General features: G+C 63.5%; 20 protein-coding genes. 5 read left to right on the top strand and 15 right to left on the bottom strand.

What is annotated here, in order from left to right; translation table 11 throughout:
* The first annotated feature begins 46 nt into the window (after window positions 1–46).
* Window positions 47–460 (top strand): lactoylglutathione lyase, encoded by a 414-nt coding sequence (gene gloA, locus LCM4576_RS13865; RefSeq protein ID WP_071032588.1) that lies wholly within the window; start codon window positions 47–49, stop codon window positions 458–460.
* A gap of 83 nt (window positions 461–543) precedes the next feature.
* Here the strand turns inward: gloA and LCM4576_RS13860 are convergent, their stop codons facing one another.
* The 4 genes from LCM4576_RS13860 to LCM4576_RS13845 all read right to left on the bottom strand — a co-directional run bounded on the left by LCM4576_RS13860 (window position 544) and on the right by LCM4576_RS13845 (window position 5245).
* Window positions 544–1512: an ABC transporter permease gene (locus LCM4576_RS13860; RefSeq protein WP_041004218.1), complete on the bottom strand. Its 969-nt coding sequence runs from the start codon at window positions 1510–1512 to the stop codon at window positions 544–546.
* 4 nt (window positions 1513–1516) lie between these two features.
* A complete protein-coding gene (locus LCM4576_RS13855) occupies window positions 1517–3019 on the bottom strand; it encodes a sugar ABC transporter ATP-binding protein (protein ID WP_071033134.1) in 1503 nt (500 codons plus the stop codon).
* Window positions 3020–3024: 5 nt separating this feature from the next.
* Window positions 3025–4008 carry an ABC transporter permease gene (locus tag LCM4576_RS13850; protein ID WP_071032587.1) on the bottom strand — a complete coding sequence of 328 codons (984 nt, stop codon included), beginning with the start codon at window positions 4006–4008 and terminating at the stop codon, window positions 3025–3027.
* Window positions 4009–4162: 154 nt separating this feature from the next.
* Window positions 4163–5245 (bottom strand): sugar ABC transporter substrate-binding protein, encoded by a 1083-nt coding sequence (locus LCM4576_RS13845; protein ID WP_071032586.1) that lies wholly within the window; start codon window positions 5243–5245, stop codon window positions 4163–4165.
* Window positions 5246–5455: 210 nt separating this feature from the next.
* Here LCM4576_RS13845 and LCM4576_RS13840 point away from each other — a divergent pair, with 210 nt between their 5' ends.
* The gene (locus tag LCM4576_RS13840; protein WP_041010138.1) at window positions 5456–7048 is read left to right on the top strand and encodes a GMC family oxidoreductase; all 1593 of its coding nucleotides are present in this window, start codon (window positions 5456–5458) and stop codon (window positions 7046–7048) included.
* Between the two features lie 35 nt (window positions 7049–7083).
* Here LCM4576_RS13840 and LCM4576_RS13835 read toward each other — a convergent pair whose 3' ends face one another.
* The 5 genes from LCM4576_RS13835 to LCM4576_RS13815 form a co-directional block, all read right to left on the bottom strand.
* On the bottom strand, window positions 7084–8133 hold the full coding sequence (locus LCM4576_RS13835; RefSeq protein ID WP_071032585.1) for an ABC transporter ATP-binding protein: 1050 nt from the start codon (window positions 8131–8133) through the stop codon (window positions 7084–7086).
* Window positions 8134–8159: 26 nt separating this feature from the next.
* Window positions 8160–8915, bottom strand: coding sequence for a ribonuclease activity regulator RraA (locus LCM4576_RS13830; RefSeq protein ID WP_071032584.1), 756 nt, complete (start codon window positions 8913–8915; stop codon window positions 8160–8162).
* Between the two features lie 99 nt (window positions 8916–9014).
* Window positions 9015–9893, bottom strand: a complete 879-nt coding sequence (locus LCM4576_RS13825) for a carbohydrate ABC transporter permease (protein WP_083361400.1) — start codon at window positions 9891–9893, stop codon at window positions 9015–9017.
* A complete protein-coding gene (locus tag LCM4576_RS13820) occupies window positions 9890–10813 on the bottom strand; it encodes a carbohydrate ABC transporter permease (RefSeq protein WP_157901214.1) in 924 nt (307 codons plus the stop codon). Before LCM4576_RS13820 ends, LCM4576_RS13825 begins: the two co-directional genes overlap by 4 nt.
* Before the next feature lie 2 nt (window positions 10814–10815).
* Window positions 10816–12096 (bottom strand): ABC transporter substrate-binding protein, encoded by a 1281-nt coding sequence (locus LCM4576_RS13815; RefSeq protein ID WP_083361398.1) that lies wholly within the window; start codon window positions 12094–12096, stop codon window positions 10816–10818.
* Window positions 12097–12442: 346 nt separating this feature from the next.
* Here LCM4576_RS13815 and LCM4576_RS13810 point away from each other — a divergent pair, with 346 nt between their 5' ends.
* Complete coding sequence (locus tag LCM4576_RS13810; protein ID WP_244510798.1) at window positions 12443–13138, top strand: FadR/GntR family transcriptional regulator; 696 nt, start codon at window positions 12443–12445, stop codon at window positions 13136–13138.
* Between the two features lie 79 nt (window positions 13139–13217).
* Here the strand turns inward: LCM4576_RS13810 and LCM4576_RS13805 are convergent, their stop codons facing one another.
* A complete protein-coding gene (locus LCM4576_RS13805; RefSeq protein ID WP_071032581.1) occupies window positions 13218–14204 on the bottom strand; it encodes an aldo/keto reductase in 987 nt (328 codons plus the stop codon).
* Window positions 14205–14496: 292 nt separating this feature from the next.
* On the opposite strand from LCM4576_RS13805, the gene LCM4576_RS13800 reads away from it, so the two are divergent.
* The gene (locus LCM4576_RS13800; protein WP_071032580.1) at window positions 14497–15654 is read left to right on the top strand and encodes a mandelate racemase/muconate lactonizing enzyme family protein; all 1158 of its coding nucleotides are present in this window, start codon (window positions 14497–14499) and stop codon (window positions 15652–15654) included.
* A gap of 63 nt (window positions 15655–15717) precedes the next feature.
* Window positions 15718–16602: an NAD(P)-dependent oxidoreductase gene (locus LCM4576_RS13795; protein WP_071032579.1), complete on the top strand. Its 885-nt coding sequence runs from the start codon at window positions 15718–15720 to the stop codon at window positions 16600–16602.
* 63 nt (window positions 16603–16665) lie between these two features.
* Here the strand turns inward: LCM4576_RS13795 and LCM4576_RS13790 are convergent, their stop codons facing one another.
* The 5 genes from LCM4576_RS13790 to LCM4576_RS13770 form a co-directional block, all read right to left on the bottom strand.
* The gene (locus LCM4576_RS13790) at window positions 16666–17865 is read right to left on the bottom strand and encodes a mandelate racemase/muconate lactonizing enzyme family protein (protein WP_071032578.1); all 1200 of its coding nucleotides are present in this window, start codon (window positions 17863–17865) and stop codon (window positions 16666–16668) included.
* A gap of 9 nt (window positions 17866–17874) precedes the next feature.
* Window positions 17875–18201 carry an NIPSNAP family protein gene (locus LCM4576_RS13785; protein ID WP_071033131.1) on the bottom strand — a complete coding sequence of 109 codons (327 nt, stop codon included), beginning with the start codon at window positions 18199–18201 and terminating at the stop codon, window positions 17875–17877.
* A gap of 103 nt (window positions 18202–18304) precedes the next feature.
* Window positions 18305–19663 carry a mandelate racemase/muconate lactonizing enzyme family protein gene (locus tag LCM4576_RS13780; protein ID WP_071032577.1) on the bottom strand — a complete coding sequence of 453 codons (1359 nt, stop codon included), beginning with the start codon at window positions 19661–19663 and terminating at the stop codon, window positions 18305–18307.
* Between the two features lie 56 nt (window positions 19664–19719).
* Window positions 19720–20886, bottom strand: coding sequence for a mandelate racemase/muconate lactonizing enzyme family protein (locus LCM4576_RS13775; RefSeq protein ID WP_071032576.1), 1167 nt, complete (start codon window positions 20884–20886; stop codon window positions 19720–19722).
* A 48-nt stretch (window positions 20887–20934) separates the two neighbouring features.
* Window positions 20935–21645, bottom strand: coding sequence for a GntR family transcriptional regulator (locus LCM4576_RS13770; RefSeq protein ID WP_071032575.1), 711 nt, complete (start codon window positions 21643–21645; stop codon window positions 20935–20937).
* Window positions 21646–21832 lie beyond the last annotated feature (187 nt).

Here is a 21832-nt window from a genome sequence, read left to right as displayed (position 1 = left end):
GTGGATGGTCAGAACGGCAAATCACTGAATTCGGAGGACTTTCCCAATGAGCGACGCTCCAGGCTTTCGCTATATGCACACCATGATCAGGGTTCTCGACCTCGACAAGTCGATCGCCTTCTACACCGAAGTGCTCGGCATGACCTTGCTGCGCCGCGACGATTACCCCGGCGGCAAGTTCACCAACGCCYTTGTCGGCTACGGACCGGAGGACAAAGAAGCGGTCGTCGAGCTGACGCTGAATTGGGGCCGCGAGGAGCCCTATGAGATCGGCACCGGCTTCGGCCATCTGGCGCTCGGCRTCAACGACATTCACGCCGTCTGCGCCGAGCTCGAGAAGCGCGGTGCCAAGATCCCGCGCAAGCCGGGGCCGATGCAGCACGGCACCACCCACATCGCCTTCGTCGAAGACCCGGACGGCTACAAGATCGAGCTGATCGGCCTCGACACGATGCAATGACTGCAGCCTGGACCRCACCGGCTCCCCGCCGATGYGGTCCCTCTGCGTCCGCGCTTGCTTGGGAGGCGGTGCGGATAGGTTCCTCACTTGATGACCGCGATCTTGCTGCGGTCGATGGTGATGGCTACGGCGGCGATCAGCACCGCGCCGAACACCATGTTTTCCAGGAAGATGTTGACGCCGACGAAGGTCATGCCGATGCGCACGATCGAGATGATCAGCGCGCCGACCGCTGTGCGCGCGACGCCGCCCAGCCCACCGGTGATGGCCGTGCCGCCGACGATGACGGCGGCGATGGCGGGCAAAAGCAGTTGGTTGGCAAGCACCGGCGAGCCGCTCGACAACCTGGCCGCCAGCACCACGCCGGCAATGGCCGCCAGCATGCCCGACGCGGCGAAGGCGATGATCTTGGTGCGATCGACATTGATGCCTGCAGCCCATGCCGCCGGTTCGCCGGCGCCGACCGCGATCGCCTGGCGGCCGAAGCGGGTGTAACGCAGCGCGAGGAAACTGACGACGCCGATCAGGGCCGAGATCAGCACTACCACCGGCAGGCCGGAAATCGTGGCGTTGATCCATGCGGTCTTTTCGCGTCCGGCTTCCTCGATGGTGATGGCGCGGCCGTTGGAGACCCAGAGCGCCAGGCCGGTAACCACGCCGCCGGTGGCCAAGGTCGCCACGAAGGACGGCACGCGCAGCTTGACATGCACGATGCCGCTCAGCAGCCCGAAGGCGAGGCCGGACAGGATCGCCACCGGAAAGGCGGCGAAGCCAAGCGAAGGCAGCAATTGCGCCAGCATCACGCTCGCCAGCGAGGCGACCGCCTGGATCGACAGGTCGATGCCGCCGAGCAGGATCGCGAAGGTGACGCCGGTGGCGAGGATAAACAGCACAGCGGTGTTGGCGAAGAGCAGCGACAGCGTCTCGCCGGTCAGGAAACCTGGCGCGGCGATCTCGATGATCAGCAACAAGGCGACGAGCAGGACCAGCGGGATGGCGCCTTGTGTCCACTTGCCCTCGAACACCCGCTTTATGGAGAACGTCTCTTTCATCGGCCTATACCATCGCTCGCAGCAGATCGACCTGCTTCGGCTTGTTGCCAGGGCTCGCATCGAAGCGCGCGGTGATCTCACCGTCGCGCATCACCAGCACCTGATGCGACAGGCCGATCGTCTCTTCCAGCGTGTCGGAGATCAGAAGGATGGCCACGCCTTGCTCGGAGAGATCGCGCACCAGCTCGTAGACCTCTTCCTTGGCGCCGACATCGAGGCCGCGCGTCGGGTGGTCGAGCACCAGGATGCGCGAGCCCGCCGTCATCCAGCGCGCCAGCACCACCTTCTGCTGGTTGCCGCCGCTGAGCTTGCGGCAGGCAGCGTCCGGCCCGGGCGCCTTGATGCTGAGCCGCTTGATCCAGTCGGCGGCAAGCCGCCGCTCCTTGGCGTAGTCGATGGCGCCGTTGCGCATGACGCTCGAGAGGTCCGCCAGCGAAATGTTCTCGGCGATCGACAGGAACATCACCAGGCCCTCGAGCCTGCGTTCACGCGGCACATAGCCGATGCCCTTGCGCACTGCCGGTTCCGGCGACCCGAAGCGCACCGTCTCGCCGGCGATCTTCATCTCGCCGGCATCGTGCGGCAGGAAGCCGCCGACGGTGCGCGTGACCTCCTCGCGGCCGGAGCCGACGACGCCGGCGATGCCGACGATCTCGCCAGCCCGGATCGAAAGATCGACGCCGTGATAAAAGCCGTTCGCGCCAAGTCCCTTCGCCTCGACCATGACCTTTTCGCCCGGCGGCTGCTGGCGGACCTCGCGGTAATATTCGGCCTGCAGCCCGCGCCCGACCATGATCTCGTGCAGCTCCGGCGCGGTGACTTCAGCGGCACGGTGCTCGGCCACGACCGCGCCGTCCTTCATCGTGTAGACGCGGTCGGATATCGCCAGCACCTCGTCGAGGCGATGCGAAACGAAGACGAAGCTGGCGCGGGATTTGAGCGAGCGCACGCGCGCGAACAGCACGTCGATATCGGCGGCGTTGAGCACCGAGGTCGGTTCGTCGAGCAGGATGAGCAATGGGCGCTCGACCATCTCCTCCAGCGTCAGCGCCTTGGCGAGCTCGACCATCTGGCGCGCGGCGAAGGTCAGCTCGGAGGTGCGCGCGGTGACGTCGATGTCGACGCCGATCTTGGCGAGCTGCCGCCGCGCCGCCGCGTTCATGGCGCGCCAGTTGACGAGGCCGAAGCGGGTGAAGCGGTCTTCCTCGCCGAGATAGATGTTTTCGGCGACCGTGAGGTTCAGCACCAGCGACTGCTCCTGGAACACCATGCCGATGCCATGCCTGGCGGCGTCGCGGGCGTTGCGCAGCTTGAGCTGCTCGCCGTCCAGCGTGAGGCTGCCGCCATCCAGCCGGTAGCCGCCKGCCAGCACCCGCATCAGCGTCGACTTGCCGGCGCCGTTCTCGCCGATCAGCCCGACCACCTCGTTCGGCCGCACCTCTATGGACACCTCACGCAAGGMCTGGACGCCGGGGAAATTCTTGACGATGCCGTTTGCCTGCAGCATGGCGGTCACTTCACTATCTTGAGGCGGGCGCGGTCGAGCGACAGCGCCACCGCTGCGATGATCATCAGGCCCTGCACCGTCTGCTGGATATAGGGCGAGATGCCGAGCAGGATCATGCCGTTGGCCAAAACGGTGACGATCAGCACGCCTACAGCCGTGTTGACCACACCGCCTTCGCCGCCGGTCAGCGCCGTGCCGCCGACGACCACCGCGGTGACAGCGGCAAACAGCCTGCCGTCGCCGATGACGGCGTGCGACTGGCCGAGCTGGGCCGCTGCAAGCACGCCGGCAATGCCGAAGAAGAAGCCGGCCAGCGCGAATGCCGCGACGCGCACGCGCGTGACATTGACGCCGGAGAGCTTGGTCACATCCTCGTCGCCGCCGATCGCCAGTATGTGGCGGCCGAGCCGGGTGTGATACTGGATGACGGCGGCAAGCACGAAGGCGCCGATCGCGACCCAGACCGCCAGCGGCAGCCCGAGGAAGCGCTGCAGCGCCAGGTCGCGGATCGACGCGTCGTTGAGGCGGATGGCCGAGCCGCCGAGCATGTAGACCGACAGGCCAAGCCCGATGAACCACATGCCGAGCGTCGCCATGAAGGATGGGATGCGCAGCATCGTCTGGACGAGACCGCTGGCGAGCCCCATGATCGTGCCCGAGGCGACCGCCGCCAGCACGGCCCACCAGCCATAGTCGTTGCCGTTGCTGTCATTGGCGGCGAGAAGCACCACCACCATCGCCGCCACCGACAACGTGCCTTCGACCGAGAGATCGATACTGCCCATCAGGATGATGAAGGTCAGCCCCATCGCCAGCGTCAGCGRCACGGCGGCGGAGTTGGCGAGCCGCACCAGATTGCGCAGCTCGATGAAATTGGGATTGGCAATGGTGATGAGAACGCACAGAACGACCAGCACCGCCAGCGGCGCCAGGCTGCGCCAGCGCCTGCCGCCGAGCATGCCGGCGATGCGGCCGGGGAGGAATGTCATAAGCGTCGTCCGCTCGATGTCCGAAACGGACTTCAGGGGTTCTGTATCGATTGTCAATGAACCGCTTCCCGTCTGCTGGTGACGGCCGCCGCACCATCAAGGCGGCGGCTGCAAGAGGAGGCGGGCCGCCAGGGAGCAGCAGCCCGCCTGGCGGTCAGGCGCGGATCGCTCCGGTCACCCGGCCCCAGAGATCGTTCCAGTCCATCTCGGGCTTCGACTCGACATTGGTCTTGTAATATTCCTCGACATTGTCATGCGAGATCAGCACCGCCTTGCCGTAGAATTCGCGGTGCTCCGGCGGCTCCTTGGCCGGGTCGAACTTGCCGATCTTGGCGTTGTAGCCGATGGCAAGCCCCATGCCGCCCTGCCAGAACGGATCCGAGGTGACGGTGCAGGCGAACTCGCCGGTGCGCACAGCGTCGACCGCCGTCTTGATGCCGTCGACGCCGACGATCGGCACCTTGCYGGCGAGGTTCTCGGCGCGCAGCGCCTCGAGCGCGCCGGAGCCCATGTCGTCATTGGCGGCCCAGATGCCCTTGATGTCGTCGCCGAAGCGGGTCAGCAGATTGCCCATCAGGTCGAAGGCCTCGGTCGATTTCMAATTGGCGACCTGGAAGTCGARCAGCTTGATGTCGGGATTGGCGGCAAGGGCCGCATCGAGGCCCTTCTTGCGTTCGATCGCGGCCGTGGTCGAGATCAGGCCGCCAAGCGCGACGATGCCGCCCTTGCCGCCGATGGCCTTGAACAGGATCTCGGCGATGGTCTTGCCGCTGGCGATGCCGTCGAACTCGATATGCGAGACATAGTTCGGGTTGAAATCCTTCGGGTGCAGGTCGGCCGGCTTGTTCCACTGCGTCACCACATAGGCGCCGGCCTTGGCGCAGGCTTCGACGATCGGGCGCGCATCTGGCGTGTCGTTGGGATCGGAATTGAGCACCATGTTGCCGCCGGTCTTGGCCAGCATTGCCTTGATGTCGGCAATGCCCTTCTCCGAGTTGCCTTCCGAGACCAGCGTGACGTGCTCCAGCCCGGCCCATTTGGCATAGGCCTCGGCGCCGGTCTTCCACACCGCGTGGTAGRGATTGGACAGCGAGCGGATCGACGTCACCAGCGTCGGCTTGTCAGCCGCACGCAACACTTTCGGCATCGCCAGCGTCGCCGCGCCGGCGGCAGCGCCCATCATCAGCGTCCGACGGCTGAGCGAGCCGGAAAACGTAAGAGCTTTTCCATCCTTCATTTTTTGAACCTCCCGATTGAAACTGTTCCCGCCCGGCGCTTGYGCAGGGAGCGCGGCCGGGGCCTCCAATTGACGGCTCGTCAAGTTCCTCCACTTGTACGATAACCCTTCAACACGGCAACCATACCCTTTCTCTTGACGTGGCACAAGCGACTTGAGATCGTCGCGCGTAAGGAGCGAAGTCGGATCTCGCCTCGGCAAGGAGCAGGAATGGCTGATTATATCATTGTTGGYGGCGGCTCGGCGGGCTGCGTTCTTGCTGCGAGRCTCAGCGAGGATCCCGATCTATCGGTGGTCCTGCTCGAGGCTGGCCCGCCCGACACCGACCGCTACATCCACATGCCGGTCGGCTTCTTCAAGATGACGTCGGGACCGCTGATCTGGGGTTATGACGCGGCGCCCGGCAAGGAGATCGACGGCCGCGTCATGGTCTATCCGCAGGCGCGCGTGCTCGGCGGCGGCTCCTCGATCAACGCCCAGGTGTTCACGCGTGGCTGCCCGCAGGACTATGACGACTGGGCGGCCGCGTTCGGCTGCGCCGGATGGAGCTACACCGATGTGCTGCCCTATTTCACCCGGTCCGAGGGCAACGACACTTTTGCCGGGTCCCGGCACGGCATCGACGGTCCGCTCGGCGTTTCCAGCGGCGCGCCGCATCCTTTGACCAGGATCTTCGTCAAGGCGGCGCAGCAGGCCGGCCTGCCCTTCCGCGCCGACTTCAACGCCGGCGAGCAGGAAGGCGCCGGCTTCTACCAGACGACGACACGCAACGGGAAGCGCTCGAGCACGGCGGTCGCCTATCTGAAGCCGGCGCTCGGCCGCAACAACCTGACGCTGCGCACCGACGCCACGGTCAGCCGCGTCGTCGTCGAGAACGGCCGCGCCGTCGGCGTCGAGATCATTGTCAACGGCCGCGCCGAGCTCATGCGCGCCGAACGCGAGGTGATCGTCACGTCCGGCGCCATAGGTTCCCCGAAACTCCTGATGCTGTCCGGCATCGGCCCGGCCGCGCAGCTAGGGCAGCACGGCATCAAAATTGTGCACGATCTGAAAAATGTCGGCCAGAACCTGCATGACCACATGGATGTCGACGTCGTCGCCGAGCTTAACGGGCCGCACGGCATCGACCGCTACAAGAAGAAGCGCTGGCAGGCCGTCGCCGGCCTCGAATACGCGCTCTTCGGCAAGGGACCGGTTGCCTCCAACATCGTCGAAGCAGGCGGTTTCTGGTGGGGCGATCGCGCGGAGAAGACGCCCGACATCCAGTTCCATTTCCTGCCCGGCGCCGGCGTCGAGGAGGGTATAGGCTCGGTCCCCGGCGGCAACGGCTGCACGCTGAATTCCTACCATGTGCGGCCGCGTTCGCGCGGCAGCGTCACTCTGCGCTCGGCGGACCCGCGCGACGCGCCGGTCATCGACCCCAATCCCTTCGCCGAACGCTACGACCTCGAACGCGCCATCGACGGCATCGAGATGAGCCGGGAGATCCTGTCACAGCCGGCCTTCGCCAAATACATCAGCCGCGAGCATCTGCCGGGCGCGGCAACGAAGGGCCGTGCGGCGCTCGAAGCCTTCGCCCGCGAGCATGGCCGCAGCGCCTATCATCCGGTCGGCACCTGCCGCATGGGCGGCGATGCCGACAGCGTCGTCGATCCCGAGTTGCGCCTGCGCGGCCTGCATGGCCTACGCGTCTGCGACAGCTCGGTCATGCCGCGCATCGTGTCGTCAAATACCAACGCAGCGGTGATCATGATCGCCGAAAAGGCAGCGGATCTCATCACTGGCAGGACGCCGCCGGCATAGCACACTCGAACCGGGACAGCCCGGAGAGGACAGGCTTAGTCTATCCTCCTGCAGCTCTGCGCGTCGAACAGATGCACCTTATGCATCATGATCTCCAGATTCACCTCCTGATCCGGCTTGAAGGGTGGCCGGTCCCGAATCTCCGCCATCAGGTCGACGCCATCGGCGGTTAAGGTGATTTCCTGCGCTTCACCAGTCGGCTCGACCACCTGGACTCTCGCCCTTGCGTGGCTTCCACCGACAGCGATGTGCTGGGGCCGAATCCCGTAAACCACACCTTGCCTATCCCCTGTCTCGTGCGGCAAGGGCAGGCGCAGGCCCTGCTCCGCGATGAATGCGCCACCCTGGATGCGACCGTTGATGAGATTCATTTCCGGTGAGCCGATAAAGCCTGCGACAARCAGATTGGCCGGATTCTCGTAGAGTTCGGAGGGGGTGCCGATCTGTTCGATGCGGCCTTTGTTGAGCACCACGAYGCGGTCGGCGAGCGTCATCGCCTCGGTCTGGTCATGCGTGACGTAGATGCTGGTTCGTCCCAGCCGTTGGTGCAGCTTCTTGATCTCGGCACGCATCTTCACACGCAGCTTGGCATCGAGATTGCTGAGCGGCTCGTCGAACAGGAAGGCCGAGGGGGCTYGGACGATGGCGCGGCCCATGGCGACACGCTGGCGCTGGCCACCGGACAGTTGACGCGGCATGCGGCCGAGCAGGTCCTGCAGACCGAGGATTTCGGCCGCCATCTTCACCCTGGAGACGATCTCTTCCCGGGGAACCTTGGCCAGCCGAAGCGCGAAGCTCATATTGTCGGCCACGCTCATATGCGGATAGAGGGCATAGCTTTGGAACACCATGGCTATGTCGCGCGACTTGGCCGGCATCTCGTCGACGACGCGCCCGCYGATGCGGATTTCGCCAGTCGTATGCTCTTCGAGCCCCRCGATTATGCGCAGCAGCGTTGACTTGCCGCAGCCTGACGGACCAACCAGGACCACGAACTCGCCGCTGGCGATCTCGATGTTGACGTCGCGCAGAACTTCCACCGCGCCGAAGCTCTTGCCGAGCTGTTCTATCTCGATTGCTGACACCTATTCTTCTCCCGTACCGRCACGGCTCATTTTCGTTGAGCCTGCCGCCATGCGTGGTATTCAGCCTCGCCCTCGGGACTCAGCGGGTAGTATTTCCGCAGGTCTCCTCCTTGCGCGAGCCGCAAGCGCGAAAACTCTTCCCACTCGATATGCTCGCCCGCGAGCTCGACCAGCCTGGCAGCAAGGCCAACCGGCACGACGACCACGCCATCGTCGTCGGCGACGATGATGTCGCCGGGGATGACCAGCACGTTCGAGCAGGCGATCGGAACGTTGACGGCAAAGGGGACGATGTTGGTCTGGGCGTGGAAATTCGGCGTGACGCCCCTCACCCAGATGCCGATGTCGAGCGCCGCCGCCTGAGCGGAATCGCGAATGCAGCCGTCGACGACAACGCCGGCGCCGCCACGCCCGGCGAAATAGGTCAGCATCATCTCGCCGAAGATGCCGCTGYCCAGATCGCCGCGGGCGTCGACCACCACCATGTCCCCAGGCTGGGTGGGATAAAGCACGTGTCGGTGCAGTTGCCGCTCCGGCTCCTCATACTCCGTCTCGTTGTACAGATCCTCGCGCTTCGGCATGCACTGGAGCGTAAGGGCGGGGCCTGCCGCCGTGCTGCCAGAACGCAATGGACGCGGGCCGCGGATCTGCGGATCGCGAATGYCCATCTTGTGGTAGAGTTCGCTGGCCAGCGTCGCCGAACCGATCGCCGCCAGCGCGTCGACCAGCTCTCGCGGCGGCCGGGAAATGTCCTGTATCGCAGGTATCTGGTCAGCTTCCATTCCGTTTCCTCCAATGTGCGGTGAGGCGCCAACCTCATCGATCGTCACTCAGTCGCCCTCGGCGAAGCCGTCGAGCGCCCTGTGGTCTATGTCCGCTACTCAGCCGCGAACCGCGCCGGTGGTCAGGCCTTTGACCAGCAGCCCCTGGGCAAACCAGACGAACACCAAGGTCGGGATGACCATGAGCACGCCGGCGGCCGACATGGCGCCCCAGTCGATGCCGAACTGCGAGACGAAATTGGTGAGCCCGACCGGCAGCGTCTGCGCGGCCTTGCTCGAGGTCAGCGTTAGCGCGAGCAAGAGGTCGTTCCAGGTGAAGAGGAAGGTGATGACGGCGCTGGCGCCGATGCCGGGCGCAATCAGCGGCGCCACGATCTGGACCAGCGTGCGCACGGTGCCGGCGCCGTCCGACTGGGCGGCCTCTTCGATCTCTTTCGGCACGTCCTGAATGAAGCCCAGAAGCAGCCAGATGGCGACGGGCAGTTTGGCCGCCGTATGGCTGAGAATCAGCGCCCAGACCGTGTCGAGCAGACCCATGGCGGCAAACACGGCAAAGAGCGGGATGRCAAGCGCGATGACCGGGATCATGCGCATGATCAAAAGCAAGCCGAAGATCAGCATGGCGCCCGRCATCCTGAAGCGCRACAGCGCATAGGCGCAGGGAATGGCCAGCAGATGGACGAGGACGACCGTCGCGACCGAGACGATGACGGTGTTCCAGACATAGCCCATCGTGTCGTACTGGGCGAAAACGGAGACATACTGCGTCAGCGTCGCGGTCTCGGGAATGATGTGCACCGGAACCGAGAATATGTCGGYCGAGCTGCGGATCGAGGTCAGGAACAGCCACACCAACGGAAAGACGGTGAGGGCGACGGTCAGGACCAGCGCCAAATACTGACCGGCGATCCCCGCCGTGAACCGGCGGCGCCGCCGCTTTGGCTTGGCACGCGCGCCGACGATAACGGCTTCGGTCATATCGCCCTCCGTTTCGCAATAAGCCACGGCACTCCGTAGAGCAGGGCGAGCACGAACAGCGACATGCCCAGCGCGATGTAGGAGACTGCGGCCGCGTGTCCGAAATCCACCGCCTGAAACGCCAGCAGATAGGAATAGACCGTGAGCAGGTTGGTGGCGCCGCCCGGTCCGCCCTGGGTCATCAGCCAGACAACATCGAAGGTGCGGAACGTGTCGATGATGCGCAGCATCAGCGCGATCATGATGACCGGACGCATCAGCGGCAGCACGATGTGCCAGAAGCGCTGCCATGGCGTGGCRCCGTCCACGGTGGCCGCCTCGAGCGGCTCCTGCGGCAGGGATTGCAGGCCGGCAAGGAACAAAAGCACCATCAGCGGCGTGTTCTGCCAGACATCGGCGACGATCACCGAGACGAGTGCCCAGGCCGGATGGTTGAGCCACGGGATGTCGGGCAGGTTRAACATGCGCAGCAACGCGTCGACCAAGCCGTATTGGGTGTTGAACAGCCAGCGGAAGTTCAGGCCGACGACGGCGGGCGCGATCATCGGCGGGACCAAAAGCAACGTGCGCGCAAGGCGCATGCCGCGCAATTTGCCGTTGACGAGCACGGCGATCGCCATGCCGGCCACCACTTCGATCGTGATGGAAACGACGCTGAAAATGGTCTGGTTTCGCAGYGCCTGGTTGAACTGTCGGCCGAAAAGCTCGTCGGTGTAGTTTCCGGTCCCGATGAATGGCGCCGAGCCGCTCAAATCCCAGCGGAAGAAGCTCATGATGAAGGAGTATCCGAGCGGATAGATGAGGATGGCCAGCATGACGAGGAGCGCCGGGCTGGYCAGTAGGTAGCCTCTCTGCCAGGTGTAGGGCAGCGGCGAACGTCGCCGGCGCCCTGGCGCCTGGTGCTGTGCGACGGCCGACATTCTCAGTCGTAAGCTCCGGCCCGGCGCATGATCTCTTCCGCTTCCGTCGCCGCCTGATTGAGCGAGTCGGCGGGCGAAACCTGATCGGACAGCGCCTGCTCGATGGCCGAGAACATCAAGGTGCAGACCTTTGAGAACCCGGCAAGCTTGGGCCATTCCTTGCCGTTCGCGATCGTCGTCTCGAGCTGCTGCAGCCATGTGGCCTGCGGGCCTTTCGCCGCGGCGATCACCTCCTTGGCAATCGCCTGGCTRCTCGGGAAGTTGGTAAACTGTTCGAACTGCAGCCGCTGGGCATCCGCACCGACCGTGTATTTGATGAACTCGACGGCGGGGTCCTTGCGTCCGGATTGGCCATTCAGCGCCATGGCATGGGAGATGGCGCATGAAATCGCTGCCTTGTCCCGCACGTAGGGAGCTGTCGACCATTTGCCGACGATGCGCGAGGTCTCCGGATTGGACAGGGTGGCGAAGGCGCCCGGCCAATCGAAAGTGGCATAGACCGTGCCGGACGAGAATTCGGTCGAGTTCTCGTTCCATTGATAACCAACGGCATCGGACGGCACGATTTTGTGCTTCTGGATCAGATCGCGGTAGAAGGTGAGCGCCTTGATGCCGGCTTCGGAATTGAATGCCGGCTTGTTCGCCTGGTCGACCCAGTCGCCGCCAGCCTGCCAAAGCAGGTCGCTGAAAGTGCGCTGGGCGGGATCGCCCTGCCCCGGCACGACAAGGCCATAGTGACCGTTGCCGGYGAGTTTCAGGCCGACATCGACGAGTTCTTCCCAGGTCTCGGCCGGCTTCAAGCCTTTCTCCTGGTAGATGTCGCTGCGGTAATACTGAACGCGCGCATCCATGTTGCGCGGAATCGCCGCCAGATTTCCCGTCTTGGGATCGCGCAAATATTTGACCGCGACCGGATAGAAATCCGCCAGTTCGGCGTCGCTGAAATAGCTGTTCAGCGGCGCGAAATGGTTGAAATAGGAATCGATCTGCGCCGTGTGGGTGCTGTAGACGTCGTACTGGCTCGAGCGCGCCGCGCTCAACGTGACCACCTTCGCCGTCAGGGGCGTGAATTCCAGAAGGTCGTAGCGAACCTTGATGCCGGTCTTGGCGGTGAAGTCCTGAACGATCTTCTCCCAGTATTTGGGATAGAGCGGGCCGCCCGTGATCAGCAATGCGGTGATCTCTTTGGCGTCTGCCCTGGCAACCCACGGCGCGGCAAGCGAGCCGGCCGTCACTGCCGCGCTCGCGGCCAGGAATTTGCGTCTCGATAAGTTTCCGGACATCACAATCTCCTCCTTGGTTTGACTGGTCGGTCCATCCAGGGACGGCCGACGACTTTCAGCCTCGGCAGCCAGCGGCGTGCTCCTCCCGCCGCTAGGCTGCGTGGATTGGTCCCGAACGACGCTTGCAACGTCCGGGCGATCGGCACTTGCGCTCCAACACGCCTCGCTCGGTTGCGCAGGCGTATCGATCGTGATCTCGGACGGCGGCGACAGAGAATGGCGGCTCGACACCGCCTCGATCCCTTTCCGCAGGCCGTGTTATAGGCTAGTGAGCGTTTTTATGAGATAAGTTGACTGCATATCTAGCTATCAGCCTATAAGCTTATCAGACAAGTGGATGTTAGTGATGGATACCGTCGAGGTCAAGCTTCAAACTTTGCCCAAGCAAGTGGCGGGCGTGCTTGCGCGTCGCATCGCCAGCGGCGGTGTCGCGGGCGGACAGGGACCGTCGGAACARCAGATCCTCCAGGAATTCGGGGTCTCGCGTGCGGTCGCGCGAGAGGCGCTGAAGATCCTGGCGTCGCTCGATATGATCGAGATCGCTCAAGGGCGGCGCGTGGTGCTGCGCCCAGCCGAGGAATGGGACTATCTCAGCCCATTGCTCATCGACTGGCTGCCGCCCGAGCAGATGYGCGAGATCCTGGCCGAAGCGCATGCGACGCGGATAATCATCGAACCAGCCATCGCCGCCATCGCGGCCAAGCATATGACCAAGGAAAAGCTCGAGCGTCTTGGCACCTTGCTGGCGGCGATGTCGGCAAGCGAGGACAATCCGGACGCCTATCTGAAGCTCGACCTCGATTTCCACATGGAGATTTGCCGGGCGGCGCAGAACAGGATTCTCGACCGTTTCATGTATTCGTCCCGGTGGTGGCAGATGGCGAGCAGGCGCATCAGCAATCAGATGCCCCATGCGCTTCCCTCCGCAACTGAAATGCACAGGGCAATCTACGAGGCGCTCGTGGCGCGCGATGAAAAGCGGGCCGAGGAAGCGATGCGCCGGCACCTCAAGAAGACCACCGCGGTCGGCCTGCCTCGCTGAAGAAGCGGCGCAGCCAGCATTTGCGCTGGCCGCGCCGCAGCGTGCCGGGAGGACACGTGAGCAATCCCGCTGAAGTGAGCTAGGCCCTCTTCGCTTGTTGTTCCTGGCGCTGGCGTGCGCGGAAACCGAACATGTCGCCCTTGTCCTTGATTTCCGCCCAGACCGGCGCGGTGATCCTGTCGATGGCGCCGATGTCCGCGTCGGAAATCGTCCAGCCGGCGCTCTCGACGTTCTCCTCCAGCTCCTTGACGGTGCGGGCGCCCACCAGCGGCGAACTGACGCCTGGCCTGCTGGTGAGCCACTGTATCGCAAGCTGCGGAACCGTCTTGCCGTAGCGTGCCGCGATCGGCTTGAGGAGGTCGACGGCATTCACCGCCCGCTCATAGGTGCCCGGCTGGAACAGAACGGTCGTGCGCCGCTCATCACCCTCGACGAACTTCGTGTCGGGCGACAGCGTGCCGGTAAGCAGTCCTTGGGCCAGGCCACTATAGGGCATCACGCCGATATTGTGCTTGCGGCAATAGGGCAACGTCTCGGCCTCGACCTCGCGCCATAGCATGTTGTAGGGCGGCTGGAGCACGTCGATGACGCCATGCTGACGGGCGCTGTCCATGTCGGCGACGCTGAAATTCGAGACGCCGACTGCCTYGATGCGCCCTGACGCGCGCAGCCGCTCCATCATCTCCATGGTCGGGCCGATCGGAAAATCCGAGTTCGGCCAGTGGACGAAATAGACGTCGACATAGTCCGTCCGCATGCGCTTCAGCGAACCGTCGAGCGCCGCCTCGATCGCGGCGGGTTCGAGATGATTGGGCGCGACCTTGGTCGCGATGACAGCCTTGTCGCGGCGGCCGGCCAGCGCCTCGCCGACGACCTCCTCGGCATGGCCGTGTCCGTAGGCCTCGGCCGTATCGATCAGCGTGATGCCAAGCTCCAGGGCGCGTCTGATCACCCGGATCGATTCCTTGTCGTCGGCCGCGCCCCAAAASGCGCCGGACATACCCCAGGTCCCCAGGCCGATCTCCGATACCTTCACCGGCGACGATCCCAGCTGTCGCTGTTGCATTCTTTTCCTCCCGGTTGGCGGCGTGAATGGGTCAAGCCCTGCTTTCATCGAATTTATACGCTTATATACTCGTCTAACAAGTGCCTTTCTGGAGAATCGCGATTCCTGATCGAGGGTCATGAATTCATCAAATAATTCAATGCTAGTGAGCGCCATCAAAGGTCCGCCGCGCAAAACCTTTCAAAGGGGGTTTACGTCTCAATATTCAATCTTGTATGCTTATTAGACAAGTTAGCTTCTAGGCGAAATTTTGCGCCCTGCAAGCGCGGCGCCATGACGGGGAGAGGATCCGATGAAGATCGTGGACATCAAGACGGCGGTCGTCGCCTATCACGGCAGGGCAACCCTGATCCGGATCGATACGGACGCCGGCATCTCCGGCTATGGCGAAGCCAATCCCGATGCGGGCGCGGCCGCAATCGTCGGGCTGATCTCGGAGCTGAAGTCGGAGCTGATCGGCGAGGACCCGCGCAATGTCGAATATTGCTGGGACAAGATCCGCCGCGATCACGTGTTTTCCGGCGCGCAGGCCGGCGTCTTTCTCATCGCCCTCACCGGGCTCGAAATGGCGCTATGGGACGTGGCGGCGAAAGCCGCCGGCCAGCCGCTCTACCGCATGTTCGGCGGCAAGTTCCGCGACCGGATAAGGCTCTACGCCGATTGCGGCGACGGCGATGACGAATCGGGATCGCCGCAAGGATGTACGGCCCGCGCCCGCCGCATGGTTGAGGAGGGCTTCACCGCTCTGAAGTTCGACATCGACAATCTGCACCATCCAACAAAATTCGACCGGATGAACCACACCATCAACGGCGCGGAACTCCGCTTCATGGTGGAGCGTGTGGCGGCGGTGCGCGAAGCGGTCGGCCCCGACATCGATCTCTGCATCGACCTGCATGYGCGCTATGACGTGCTCAGCGCCAGCCGCATCGCCGCCGAGATGGAGCGCTTCAATCTTCTGTGGCTTGAAGAGCCGATCCCGGCGGAAAATGTCGAGGCCCTGAAGCAGATCAGAATGCGTACGAAAACGCCGATCTGCGTCGGCGAAAACCTCTACCTGCGCTGGGGCTTCCGCGAGCTGTTCCAGAATTACGGCGCCGACGTCGTCATGCCCGACGTGCCGAAATGCGGCGGCCTGGCGGAAAGCCRCAAGATCGCGAACCTCGCCGAGATGTACTACGTGCCCTTCGCGCCGCATCTGGTCTCGACGCCGCTGGGCACGATGGCGACATGCCATGTCTGCGCCAGCGTGCCGAACTTCCTGGTTCTGGAATGGCACGCGCTCGAGGAGCGGGAAGCATGGGACAGCTATGTCCGCTTGCCGAACGGCGCGAGGTCCATCGTCGAGGACGGGCATATCGCCGTGTCCGACGTACCCGGCATCGGCGTCGAGCTCAACATGGATGGCGTCCATAAACACGCCGTGCCCGGCTTCGGCATTTTTGAATAGCGATCACGGGAATTGCAGGCCGGATGCCATTGTTCGATCGGATGAACCCGTTGTGAGGATGCTATGGGCAAGCGGATCGTTTTCACCGGCGGCAGCGGCAAGATCGGCCGCCACGTCATACCCTATCTGCTGAAGCGCGGGCACCAGGTTCTCAACCTCGACCTGACGCCGCTCGATGTGCCGGGTGTCGACACCGTCATCACCGACCTTGCGGACGCCGGCGAAGCCTACAATGCGCTGACGCTGCATTTCGGGTTCAGCKAGTATTTCGGCGGCAAGGGCCGCCGCCCGGTCGACGCCGTCGTCCATTTCGCGGCGCTGCCGCGCATATTCCTGCGGCCGGACAACGCCATGTTCGCGGCTAATGTGCAGTCGACCTACAACGTGATCGAGGCCGCCACCAAGCTCGGCATCCGCAAGATCGTCACGGCTTCCAGCGAAACGGTCTACGGCGTCTGTTTTGCCGAAGGTGAACGCGATTTCACGTCGTTCCCGGTGGATGAGGATTACGACGCCGATCCGACCGACAGTTACGGCCTTTCCAAACTGCTGGGCGAGAGGATCGCGCGGTCTTTCGCCTCCCGCACGGGAGCCGACATCTACGCGCTGCGGATCGGCGGCGTCGTCGAACCGCATGACTATGCCCGCTTTCCGGAATTCCTGACCGATCCCTCGAAGCGGCGGCGCGACGCCTGGACCTATATGGACGCGCGCGATCTCGGCCAGGTCGTCCACCTGTGCATCGAGAAGGACAGCCTGGGGTTCCAGATATTCAACGCCGTCAACGACAACATCGTGTCTGAATTGCCGACGGCGGAGTTTCTCAAGAAGCATGCGCCCAACATACCGGTCACCCGCGCCATGGAYGTATTCGAAGGACCGATCTCGAACCGGAAGTTGCGCGACGTCCTCGGGTTCCGGCAAGAGCATGACTGGCGGACACAGTGAACTGATCGGCGACCTCACAGTCGCCGCAGTCCCCGGCACCCAAAGGCCGGGTTGYCAGGAAGCTCAGTCGAAGAAGCCCGCATCCTCTTCCTTGAGATATTTCCGTGCTGCTTCGGCGTCGATATCGAGGCCCAGCCCCGGCGCTTCCAGCAGATCCACCATGCTGTCCTTCACGATCTGCTGCGGCAGACCGATTACGAGATCCTCCCACCAAGGGTCGGAGGCACTGGGATATTCGAAGGCGATATAGTTCGCGGGCAAGGTGGCGCAGACATTGATCAGCGCGCCGAGGCCGAGCAGGCCGTTGGCGGTACCGTGYGGCGCCATCAGGATCGAGTGCATATAGGCGTGCTCGGCGACCCATTTGAGCTCGGCAATGCCGCCTATGTCGGCCGGATCGGGGCCGATGACGCGCACGGCCTGGGTCTCGATCAGTTCCTTGAAATTGTGCCGCAGGTAGATCTGCTCGCCGGTATGGATCGGCGTCGAGGTTGAGGTGGTCAGCTCCCGATAGGCCTGCGGATTGACCCACGGCACATAGTCGCCGGTCAGCATGTCCTCGAGCCACATCAGATTGTACTTCTCGACCGCCCGGGCGAACCTGATCGCATCGGGCAGCATCCAGCCCGGCCCGCAGTCGAGCGCCAGGCTCACCTTGTCGCCCAGCACTTCCTTCATCGCGATCACGCAGTCGAGCATGTGATTGAAACCGCGCTCGCTGATCACGCCCTGATCCATCGCGCCGTGATAGCCAGCCTTCTTCTGCGTCACGCCGTAGTGGAAACCCTCGACGCTGTCCTTCATGTTGGAGTGGAACGAGATGCCCTGCTTGACMATGAAGAAGTTCTGCGGCTGCTCCATCATCCAYTTGACGTCGGCCGCGTAGTCCTCCGGCCGGTCACCCGTACGCTTGCGGCGGATCGAGCCGTTATAGACGCGCACCTTGTCGCRCACCTTGCCGCCGAGCAGCTTGTAGACCGGCACGCCCGCGGCCTTGCCGGCAATGTCCCACAACGCATGCTCGATGGCGCTCACCGCCGCGCCATAGGGCTTGAACGAGCCGCGCTGGCGGATCTTCAGCATCACCCGCTCGACGTCGGTCGGGTCCTCGCCGATCAGCGCCTCGCGGAAGTGCAGCACGAAGGGTTTCAGATAGGTCTTCGTGTATTCGACTTCGCCCAGCCCATAGAGTCCCTCGTCGGTGGCGATGCGGACGATCGGGTGCTTGCCGATGATGGCGCAGCGCAGGTCGGTGATCTTCATGGCTCAGTCCTATTTCACAGACGAGAAGGCTGTCGGCGTGAGCAACTGGCTGCTGATATTGGCGACGATCTGCCCGTCGCGCTCAGATTCGTCCCTGGCCCTATGCCATACCGGATCGGTGACGAAAGCCGTCCATTTCGCGTCACGCTCGGCCAGCGATTCCCAGGCGAGGAAATAGGTGAGGCGGTTGTTGTTTTCGCCGATCACCGTGGTGAAAAACCCGGCTTGGCGGATGCCGTGCTTCTCCCAGATGGCCAGCGTTTGCTCGGAAAAGCGCTTGAGCAAAGCCGGCAGCCTGCCCGGCAGGCAGTCATAGATACGCAGTTCGTAGATCATGGTTTCGTCCGTTTCTTTCTTCGCCTCTCCCTTGGGAGAGGTCGACACGAATGGTCGGTCGGTGGCCCTGTGAGCCTGGGGGAATGAGGGCAAGGGGGCTGGGCTAACTCCAGGTTCGGTCCCAGCTATATTCATTGTCCCAATGCCCGGTGGATTGCCATATCCCCGTGACACCGGGCTGCAGATGCTGGCTGATCACCTCGTCGACCACATCGTCGATGCCCAGGCCCGGCTTGWCCGGAACGGTGATGAAGCCGTCCTCCACAAGCGGCTTGGGGAGGCCGGTGACGATGTCGTCCCACCAGTCGACATCGGCGGAATGGTATTCGAGCGCCATGAAGTTCTCGGTCGCGGTCGCGACATGGGCCGCGGCCATTGYGGCGATCGGGCTTTCGGCCATGTGGATGGCCATGGCGACACCGTGGTCCTGCGCCATGTCGCCGATCTTCTTGGTTTCGAGGATGCCGCCGCTGGTGAGCAGGTCCGGATGGATAATGGAGACGCCGCCGCTCGCAAGCAAAGGCTCGAAGCCTTCCTTCAGGTAGATGTCCTCGCCGGTGCAGATCGGCACCGAGGTCGCCTGCTGCAGCTGCCGGTATTGCTCGGTGTATTGCCAGGGAATGACGTCCTCGAGCCATGCGGGGACATATTTCTCGATGCGGCGCGACAGGCGTATGCCGTCCTGCAGCGAGATGTGGCCGACATGGTCGATGGCCAAGGGGATCTCGTAGCCGATGACCTCGCGAACCTCGTGAATATATTGCTCGAGCAGGTCGATGCCCTTTTCCGTAAAATGCAGGCCCGTGAATGGGTGTTGCACGTTCTGCGCGTCATAGGCGAGATTGCGGGCCTTGCGTTCCTCGAGCGTGCCGCCGCGGCCGCGCGGATTGGCGTGAAACCCTTCGAGCGCGCCGGCGGGCGCTGTCACAGCGCCCGGAATGTGGGCGATCTGCATCAAGCCCAGGTCCATCTTGAGGAAGGTGAAGCCGCGCTCCATGCGCGCCTTCAGGCGCTTGCCGGTCTCAGTACCGCTCGGCTTCTCGGCGTCCGTATCGCAATAGACGCGCACCTGGTCGCGAAACTTGCCGCCGAGCATCTGGTAGATCGGCACGCCATAGGCCTTGCCGGCGAGGTCCCAGAGCGCGATCTCGACCGCCGATACGCCGCCGCCCTGCCGCCCATGGCCGCCGAACTGCTTGATGCGTCGGAACAGGCGGTCGACATCGCAGGGGTTTTCGCCGAGCAGCCGGCTCTTCAGCATCAGCGCATAGGTGGYGCTGGCGCCGTCGCGCACCTCGCCAAGCCCGACGATCCCCTGGTTGGTGTAGATCTTGAGCAGCGCTGAGGTGAATGGCGCGCCGACGATTTCGGCCACCCGCATGTCGGTGATGCGCAGGTCGGACGGCTTGGAATTCGTGTTGACCTTGTTGAGGGCCGCGTCGGCTCCATCCGTTTTTGGCATGGCTTATCCTCGTTCTGCTTGGCGGGGTTTGTCACCCGCATGCTGGGCCGGGGTTGCTAGGCCAGCTCGATCTCGTGGGCCTGCAGGTAGTCGCGGTTCATCTCGACACCGAGACCCGGCTTCGTCGTCAGCCTGAGGTGGCCGTTCGAAACGTCGAGCGGCTTGTCGATGAGGTGGTCGTACTTGGAGAGGTTCCACTCCGAGGTCTCGAGCTTGTAGAAGTTGGGAACCGTCATCATCACCTGCGCTCCCGCGACCACGTTGATCGGTCCGGCGGCGTCATGCGGCGAGACGGGGACGTAGTAGGCTTCGCACAGGGCGGAAATCTTCTTGAGCTCGGTGATGCCGCCGGTCCAGGTGACGTCGGGCATGATGTAGTCGGCGAGCTTACCCTCGAGCACCGGCACGAAATCCCATTTCGTATGGCCGCGCTCGCCCCAGGAGATGGCGGCGCTGACCTTCTCGCGCACCTGCTTGAGGGCGTTGAGGCTCTCGGGCGGGCACGGCTCCTCGAACCAGTCGATCTGGCCGGCCTCCTCGAGGCTGYGGCAGAGACGAATGGCGGTCGGAACATCGAAGCGCCCATGCGCGTCGATGAGGATGTCGACATCGGGCCCCGCCGTCTCCCGGATGAGAGYGGTGAGCTCGGCGGCTTCGCGCTCGTCCTTGCGGGTCATGCTACCATCGAGGTAACCGTCCCGCCTTTCGCGGGCCACGCCATCGACGCTGGGACCCTGGTGGGGGAACGGATCGAACTTGAGCCCGGTGTGGCCGGACTCCACGATGTCGCGAATCTCGCGGACCACCGCTTCCTTGCTGGTGAATTTGGTCTGGTTGGGATGGGTGTAGAGCGCGATTTCGTCGCGCACCGGCCCGCCCAGCAGCTCGTAGATCGGCTTGCCCAGCACTTTGCCGCGGATATCCCAAAGCGCTATGTCGATGGCGCTCACGCATTCGACCGCGGCGCCGCGGCTGCCCATATAGGTGAAGCTGCGGAAGATCTTGTGCCAGAGATGCTCGATGCGCGCCGGATCCTCGCCTGTCACGGCGGCGCCGATCTGCCGCAGGATCGTGCAGAGCGCGCGGTTGGCGAGCTTYGTCGTGGTGGTGATYTCGCCCCAGCCACTCACCCCCTCGTCGGTCGTCACTTCGACGAACAGGTACTCTCCCCAGTAGGAAGCGTCGGACTTGATCAGCCATGGCCGAATGCTCGTGATTTTCATCTGAACTATCCTCTCTGAAATGGCCAGGCTGGCGATGTTGCGGATCGGCTACCCTGCCCGGGCAGCGCTGCGCGCGCGCATGTGTTCGAGAACATGCCGGCCGGAGCCCTCGACATGGCGGGCAATGAGTTCGGCCGCCTTGTCGGCTTCTCCCGATTTTACCAACGCGATGAGCTCGCGATGCTCGCGGATGATCGCGGCGCGACGGGCAAGCGTGAAATTGAAACGGCGGCTCACGGCCCGCAGCACTTCGCGGTGCTTCCACCAGAGCTCGGCTGCGTGGCGGTTGTAGTGCCGCTGGTACATCACGGTGTGGAAGGCGGTATCCAGTTCGCTGTGCCTGAACGTGTCGGCGAAGTTGTTCTCTTCGATCAGGCCCTGGAGCCGTTCGAGTTCGGCGATGTCCTCCTCGGTCGCCATTCCGACAAACCAGCGCGTCAGGGCGGGCTCGATGAGAACGCCGATCTCGTAGATATCGCGGACAAAATCCTGATCTATAGGCCGGACGCGCGCGCCCCGGTTGGGAATGAAGGTGACGAAGCCCTCGCCGCGCAACAGCTGCAGCGCCTCGCGCACGGGATTGGTCGAGGTGCCGTGGCGGCGAGCGAGATCGGTGACCACGAGCCGCTCGTTGGCAGCCAGYCGTCCCTCGATGATGTCTTCCCGTATCTGCTCGTAAAGCGAGGCGCCCTCGCTTGATGCCCCGAGAGCGTCAATCCCGTCGGGTGGTTCTGCTTTGAAATCGCTCGTTTCCGCCAAGGCCAGTCCCCCTTAGTCCAATACACGATCCGATCGATATCATGCACATCTTCGACAAACAATGTACGATTTGTTGCGTTGACAGCTATTCTGCGATCTGAAAACGTATGAAGTGATCGAAGGGATACATTAGGGCGGAGAAATATCCCCGAGATCGAACGACCAAGGACCGCTTGCCTTGACGCAG

The sequence above is a fragment of the Mesorhizobium sp. LCM 4576 genome, from assembly GCF_001854815.1.
Taxonomy (GTDB): Bacteria; Pseudomonadota; Alphaproteobacteria; order Rhizobiales; family Rhizobiaceae; genus Mesorhizobium; species Mesorhizobium plurifarium.
This window is presented reverse-complemented; position numbering and strand designations above follow the sequence as displayed.

Coding starts and splice junctions, on each gene's coding strand:
- LCM4576_RS13860 (WP_041004218.1), bottom strand. CDS start 1,512: ATGAAAGAGACGTTCTCCATAAAGCGGGTGTTCGAGGGCAAGTGGACA.
- LCM4576_RS13785 (WP_071033131.1), bottom strand. CDS start 18,201: ATGATCTACGAACTGCGTATCTATGACTGCCTGCCGGGCAGGCTGCCG.